The following is a 6,435-nucleotide window of genomic DNA, read 5'->3' as shown; positions in this document are numbered from 1 at the left end:
GGCCGCCTTCGCCGGCAACCATCTCACCGTCGTCAAGGCCAGCGACGGTTCGGTGACGTCCTCGAGCGTGCGCCGGCTCGACGGCGCCGAGCGCGAGGCCGAGATGGCCCGGCTGCTGTCGGGGCTCTCGGACTCGGCGTCGGCGCTGAGCCACGCCCGCGAGTTGCTGGACCTCGCACCCCCGACCCGCTGATAGGATGAAAGCCCGTGATGCATACGACTGAGTCAGCCCCCCACGGAACCCCTAACGGCACCACCAAGCACATCTTCGTCACCGGTGGTGTCGTTTCGTCGTTGGGGAAGGGGCTGACCGCCGCCAGCCTCGGAAACCTGCTGACCGCGCGCGGACTCCGAGTCGTCATGCAGAAGCTCGACCCGTATCTGAACGTCGATCCGGGCACGATGAACCCGTTCCAGCACGGCGAGGTCTTCGTGACCGACGACGGCGCCGAGACCGACCTCGACATCGGCCACTATGAGCGCTTCCTCGACATCGAGCTCAGCCAGGCCGCGAACGTCACCACCGGCCAGATCTACTCGCAGGTCATCGCCCGCGAGCGCCGCGGCGAGTACCTCGGCGACACCGTGCAGGTCATCCCGCACATCACCGACGAGATCAAGCGCCGCATGCGCCTGCAGGCGAGCGAGGACCCGCGCCCCGACGTCATCATCACCGAGATCGGCGGCACGGTCGGCGACATCGAGTCGCAGCCGTTCATCGAGTCGGCGCGTCAGATCCGTCACGAGCTCGGCCGCGCGAACGTGTTCTTCGTGCACGTGTCGCTCGTGCCGTTCATGGGTGCGTCCGGCGAGCAGAAGACGAAGCCGACGCAGCACTCGGTCGCGGCCCTCCGTTCGATCGGCATCCAGCCCGATGCGCTCGTGCTGCGCAGCGACCGCCCCGTCACCGAGTCGAACAAGCGCAAGATCGCGCTCATGTGCGACGTCGACGAGGGTGCGGTCGTCAACGCCGTCGACGTGCCGAGCATCTACGACATCCCGACGATGCTGCACGACCAGGGACTTGACGACTACATCGTCAGCGCGCTGCGCCTCGACACCGCGGCCGACGTCGACTGGAGCCGGTGGAGCAAGGTGCTGCAGGCGGTGCACAACCCGAAGCACGAGGTCACGATCGGGCTCGTCGGCAAGTACATCGACCTGCCCGACGCCTACCTGTCGGTGACGGAGGCCCTCAAAGCCGGCGGCTTCGCCCACGAGACGCACGTCAACGTAGTGTGGATCCCGTCCGACCTCTGCGAGACCCCCGAGGGCGCCGAGAAGGCGCTCGCCGCCGTCGACGGCATCGTGGTGCCGGGCGGCTTCGGCATCCGTGGCATCGAGGGCAAGCTCGGTGCGCTGCGCTTCGCCCGCGAGCAGGGCATCCCCGCGCTCGGCCTGTGCCTCGGCCTGCAGTGCATGGTCGTCGAGTACGCCCGCAACAAGGCCGGCCTGCCGGGCGCCTCGTCGAGCGAGTTCGACCCCGACACCGAGTTCCCCGTCATCGCGACGATGGCCGAGCAGGTCGACATCATCGACCACGGCGACCTCGGCGGCACGATGCGTCTCGGCCTCTACCCGGCGCAGCTGCGCGAGGGATCGCTCGCGGCGGAGCTCTACGGCGCACAGCGCGTGTCCGAGCGACACCGTCACCGCTACGAGGTCAACAACGCCTACCGCGACCAGCTCTCCGAGGCGGGCCTCGTGTTCTCGGGCCTCTCGCCCGACCGCAACCTCGTCGAGTACGTCGAGCTGCCGCGCGACGTGCACCCGTTCTACATCGCCACCCAGGCGCACCCCGAGCTGCGCTCGCGGCCGACCACGCCGCATCCGCTCTTCCGCGGCCTCGTGGGCGCGTCGCTCGACCGTCGTCGTGCGAGCGAGCTCTTCGATGTCGAACACGACTGACCCGCGCGGCCTCGCCGACGAGCCCGTCGACGTCGAGGTCGTCGCCTCCGAACTCGTCTTCGCCGGCAAGGTGTGGGACGTGCGCAGCGACACCGTGCGCTACGGCGACGGCGAGATCGTGCGGCAGTACGTCGATCACACCGGCGCCGTCGCGATCGTCGCGGTCGACGATGAGGGACGGATGCTGCTGATCCAGCAGTACCGGCACCCGATCCGTCGACGCGACTGGGAGATCCCCGCGGGCCTGCTCGACATCGTGGGGGAGGACCCCGCGACCGCCGCGCGGCGCGAGCTCGCCGAGGAGGCCGACCTCGAGGCATCCCGCTGGGAACCGCTCGTGAGCATCTACACGACGCCCGGCGGCAACGACGAGATCGTGCACGTCTTCCTCGCCCGCGGACTGTCGGCGACCACGACGGCGTTCGCGCGCGAGGAGGAGGAGCGCGACATCCGCGTGGAGTGGATCGCGATCGGCGACGTCGTCGACGCGGTGCTCGAGGGGCGCATCCGCAACGGCATCCTGACCGCCGGCGCGCTCGCCGCCGCCGAGCGCCTGCGCCGCGAGGCGTGACCGGAGCGGCGCGACCGTGACCCCCGAGCGCGTCCTCGACCGGTACCTGCGCCACCTCACGATCGAACGCGGGCTGTCGCCGCACAGCCTCGCCGCGTACCGCCGCGACCTCACGCGCTACCTGGCGTGGCTCGAGACGCGCGACGTGACGGATGTCGCGGCGCTCACGGCGAACGATGTCGACGCGTTCCTCGCCGAGGTCGCCTCGGGCGAGCCGCGGCCCGCGGCATCCAGTCTCGCGCGCCTGCAGTCGTCGGTGCGGGGACTGCACCGCTTCGCGCTGCGCGAGGGATGGACCGAGGTCGACCCGACGACGCGGCTCGTCGCGCCGAAGCTGCCGAAGCGCCTGCCGAAGGCGCTCACGATCGACCAGGTCGACCGGCTCCTCGACGGCGCCGGTCCCGCCCCGGGCGCGCAGCACGAGGCGAGCGCGGTGCAGCTGCGCGACCGCGCGCTGCTCGAGCTGCTGTACGCCACCGGAGCGCGCGTGTCGGAGGCGGTCTCCCTCGATGTCGACGACGTCATCGACACCGAGATCGTGCGCGTGCGCGGCAAGGGGTCGAAGGAGCGCATCGTGCCGCTCGGCTCGTACGCGCGCGAGGCGCTCGCGGCCTACCTCACGCGGGTGCGACCCGCACTCGCCCGCCGCGGGCGGGCGAGTGCGCGCCTCTTCCTCGGGGTGCGCGGTGCCCCGCTGTCACGGCAGAGCGCGTGGCTCGTGATCCAGGATGCCGCGGAGCGCGCCGGCCTCGACGCCAACGTGTCCCCGCACACGCTGCGGCACTCCTTCGCGACCCACCTGCTGCAGGGCGGGGCGGACGTGCGCGTCGTGCAGGAGCTGCTCGGACACGCCTCCGTCAGCACCACCCAGATCTACACGCACGTGAGCGTCGACACGCTGCGGGAGGTCTACGCGTCTTCGCATCCGCGCGCGCGGTAGCCGCGGCATCCGCTCTGCTCGTCGCTAGAATCGACCGAACGATCCGCAAGAAGGAGCACGGTGGCCAGCAGAGCAGCAGGGGGCAAGGCATCTCCGACGACAGCGGAGGACACCCCGATCGGGCCGACCGGACGCCCCTACCGCGGCTTCCCGACGCCCGCGCCGCTCGCGTCGCACGGGCCGGCCCGCATCATCTCGCTGTGCAATCAGAAGGGCGGCGTCGGCAAGACGACGACCGCGATCAACCTGGCCGCCTCGCTCGCCTCCTACGGGCGCAAGGTGCTCGCCGTCGACTTCGACCCGCAGGGCGCGCTGTCGGCCGGCCTCGGCATCACCACGCACGACGTGCCCACCGTCTACGACCTGCTGCTGGACACCAAGCGCGACCCGCATGAGGTCGTCGTGCACACCGGCGTCGAGGGTCTCGACGTGCTGCCGGCGAACATCGACCTGTCGGCGGCGGAGGTGCACCTCGTCAACGAGGTCGCCCGCGAGACGATCCTCTCGCGGGTGCTGCGCAAGCTCGCCCCCGAGTACGACGTCATCCTCATCGACTGCCAGCCCTCGCTCGGTCTGCTGACTGTCAACGCGCTCACCGCGAGCCACGGCGTGGTCATTCCGCTGGAGTGCGAGTTCTTCGCGCTGCGCGGCGTCGCCCTGCTCATCGAGACGATCGACAAGGTGCGCGACCGTCTGAACCCGACGATCCGCCTCGACGGTGTCGTCGCCACGATGTACGACCCGCGCACGCTGCACTCGCGCGAGGTGCTCGAGCGGGTCGTCGACGCGTTCGGCGATGACGTGCTCGAGACGGTCATCGGCCGCACGGTGAAGTTCCCCGACGCGACCGTCGCCGGCCAGCCCATCACCGAGTTCGCCCCCGAGCACGCGGCCGCGCAGGCCTACCTCCGTCTTGCGCGGGAGCTGGTGTCCCGTGGCGCCGTCGCCTGACGAGGCGGCAGCACCCGACGTCGTCGACCCCCTCGCGTCCGCCGACGCCGTCGCGGCGTCGCACCCCGTGCACGACTCCGCGAGCGCGGAAACCGCCTCGGCCGATGCTCCGTCGGGCGACGCGGATGCCGCGGCATCCGGTTTTCGCGTGTCCCTCGGCGTCTTCGACGGCCCGTTCGATCTGCTGCTCACCCTGATCTCCCGGCGGGAGCTCGACATCACCGAGGTGTCGCTGAGCGCGGTCACCGACGAGTTCATCGCGTACCTGCGCGAGCTCGACCCCGACGAGGAGATGGAGCAGGCGTCGGAGTTCCTCGTCGTGGCCGCGACGCTGCTCGACATGAAGGTCGCCGGCCTCCTGCCGCAGGGCGAGCTGATCGACGCGGAATCGGTCGCGCTGCTCGAGGCGCGCGACCTGCTGTTCGCGCGGCTGCTGCAGTACCGCGCCTTCAAGGAGGTCTCCGCGTGGTTCGCGCGCTCGCTCGAGCGCGAGGACCGGCGCCACACGCGGGCCGCGCGCCTCGACGAGAAGTTCCGCCGCACGGTGCCGGAGCTCGTCTGGACGCTCACGCCCGACGACTTCGCGGCGCTCGCCATGCTCGCGTTCGCTCCCCGCGCGATCCCCGAGGTCGGGCTCGACCACCTGCACGCGCCGCTCGTGAGCATCCGCGAGCAGGCCGCGATCGTGGTGACGCTGCTGCGCTCGGCGGGCACGCTGTCGTTCCGCGAGCTCGTCGCCGGCGTCGCGCAGCCCGGTATCGTGGTCGCGCGCTTCCTGTCGATCCTCGAGCTCTACCGCCATGCGGCGCTGTCGTTCGAACAGCTGGAGCCCCTGGGGGAGCTGACGCTCCGATGGAGCGCCGACCGGTGGAGCGACGAGACGCTGGCGAGTTTGGGAGCCGACTATGACCGTTGACGAGACATCCGACGACGTCGCCGCCCCCGCGGCCGACGGCCTCGTGTCGGCCGACCCGGTGCGCTGGCCGCAGGATGTCGGCTCGGTGGCCCGGCGTCTCGAGGCGATCCTGCTGATGATCGACGAGCCCCACAGCCTGGTGAGCCTCGCGGCGGCGGTGAACGCGCCGGTCGCGGCCGCGCGCGCCGCCCTGCAGGCGCTCGTCGCCGACTACGACGGCGAGTCCGACGGCCCGCGTCGCGGGTTCGAGCTGCGGGAGGTCGGCGGCGGCTGGCGCCTCTACGTGCGCGAGGACTACGACCCGCTCGTGGCCGAGTTCCTCGGCGGGCAGGCGCCGTCGCGCCTGTCGCAGGCCGCGCTCGAGACCCTTGCGGTCATCGCCTACAAGCAGCCGGTGACCCGCGGCCAGGTCGCGCAGATCCGCGCAGTGAACGTCGACTCCGTCGTGCGCACGCTCGTCTCCCGCGGACTCATCACCGAGGTCGGACAGGACGCCGAGACCGGCGCGATCCTGTACGGCACCTCCGACGCGCTGCTCGAGCACCTCGGCATCAACTCGCTCGACGACCTCCCGCACATTTCACCCCTGCTTGACGACGGTTCGCGCGGCTTCGACGAGGCGTTCCGGTGAGCGGCGCCGATGAGCAGACGGATGCCGCGGGCGTGCGTCTGCAGAAGGTGCTCGCCCACGCGGGCGTCGCGTCGCGCCGTGTCTGCGAAGAGCTGATCGCGAGCGGCCGCGTGCGCGTGAACGGGGTCGTCGTCACGGAGCTCGGCAGCCGCATCGACCCGGAGGTCGACCTGGTCGACGTCGACGGCACCGCGGTGCAGCTCGACCAGTCGAAGCGGTACGTGGTGCTGAACAAGCCGGTCGGCGTCGTCTCGACGATGCGCGACGAGAAGGGCCGCCCCGACCTGCGCCGCTACACCGCCGACTGGGACGAGCGCCTCTACAACGTCGGCCGGCTCGACCAGGACACGAGCGGCCTGCTCGTGCTCACGAACGACGGCGGCCTCGCACACGTCCTTGCGCACCCCTCGTTCGGGGTCACGAAGGTCTACATCGCGAAGGTCGTGGGCACCGTCAGTCCGCAGACGATCGCGCGGCTCACCCGCGGCGTGCAGCTGGAGGACGGCGAGATCGTCGCC

Annotated in this window: 6 protein-coding genes and 2 pseudogenes; all 8 read left to right on the top strand. The window is 71.1% G+C overall.

What is annotated here, in order from left to right:
- Nucleotides 1-193, top strand: a pseudogene (locus ASG00_RS18015) (DNA repair protein RecN); the annotation flags it as partial.
- 17 nt (nucleotides 194-210) lie between these two features.
- Nucleotides 211-1,908, top strand: coding sequence for a CTP synthase (locus ASG00_RS10195; protein ID WP_056209549.1), 1,698 nt, complete (start codon nucleotides 211-213; stop codon nucleotides 1,906-1,908).
- Complete coding sequence (locus tag ASG00_RS10190; protein WP_056209284.1) at nucleotides 1,892-2,479, top strand: NUDIX domain-containing protein; 588 nt, start codon at nucleotides 1,892-1,894, stop codon at nucleotides 2,477-2,479. The genes ASG00_RS10195 and ASG00_RS10190 overlap by 17 nt, the downstream gene beginning before the upstream one ends.
- A 16-nt stretch (nucleotides 2,480-2,495) precedes the next feature.
- The gene (gene xerD, locus ASG00_RS10185; RefSeq protein WP_056209281.1) at nucleotides 2,496-3,419 is read left to right on the top strand and encodes a site-specific tyrosine recombinase XerD; all 924 of its coding nucleotides are present in this window, start codon (nucleotides 2,496-2,498) and stop codon (nucleotides 3,417-3,419) included.
- 60 nt (nucleotides 3,420-3,479) lie between these two features.
- Nucleotides 3,480-4,370 (top strand): ParA family protein, encoded by an 891-nt coding sequence (locus ASG00_RS10180; RefSeq protein ID WP_056209278.1) that lies wholly within the window; start codon nucleotides 3,480-3,482, stop codon nucleotides 4,368-4,370.
- The gene (locus ASG00_RS10175) at nucleotides 4,354-5,286 is read left to right on the top strand and encodes a segregation and condensation protein A (protein ID WP_082483201.1); all 933 of its coding nucleotides are present in this window, start codon (nucleotides 4,354-4,356) and stop codon (nucleotides 5,284-5,286) included. The genes ASG00_RS10180 and ASG00_RS10175 overlap by 17 nt, the downstream gene beginning before the upstream one ends.
- On the top strand, nucleotides 5,276-5,917 hold the full coding sequence (gene scpB / locus ASG00_RS10170) for an SMC-Scp complex subunit ScpB (RefSeq protein ID WP_045247661.1): 642 nt from the start codon (nucleotides 5,276-5,278) through the stop codon (nucleotides 5,915-5,917). The genes ASG00_RS10175 and scpB overlap by 11 nt, the downstream gene beginning before the upstream one ends.
- Nucleotides 5,914-6,435 (top strand): annotated as a pseudogene (locus ASG00_RS10165) (pseudouridine synthase); the annotation flags it as partial. The gene scpB and the pseudogene ASG00_RS10165, both read left to right, overlap by 4 nt.

This window comes from Microbacterium sp. Leaf351 (genome assembly GCF_001423825.1).
In the GTDB taxonomy this organism is placed as follows: domain Bacteria; phylum Actinomycetota; class Actinomycetes; order Actinomycetales; family Microbacteriaceae; genus Microbacterium; species Microbacterium ginsengisoli.
This window is presented reverse-complemented; position numbering and strand designations above follow the sequence as displayed.

Coding starts and splice junctions, on each gene's coding strand:
- ASG00_RS10195 (WP_056209549.1), top strand. CDS start 211: ATGCATACGACTGAGTCAGCCCCCCACGGAACCCCTAACGGCACCACC.
- ASG00_RS10190 (WP_056209284.1), top strand. CDS start 1,892: ATGTCGAACACGACTGACCCGCGCGGCCTCGCCGACGAGCCCGTCGAC.
- scpB (WP_045247661.1), top strand. CDS start 5,276: ATGACCGTTGACGAGACATCCGACGACGTCGCCGCCCCCGCGGCCGAC.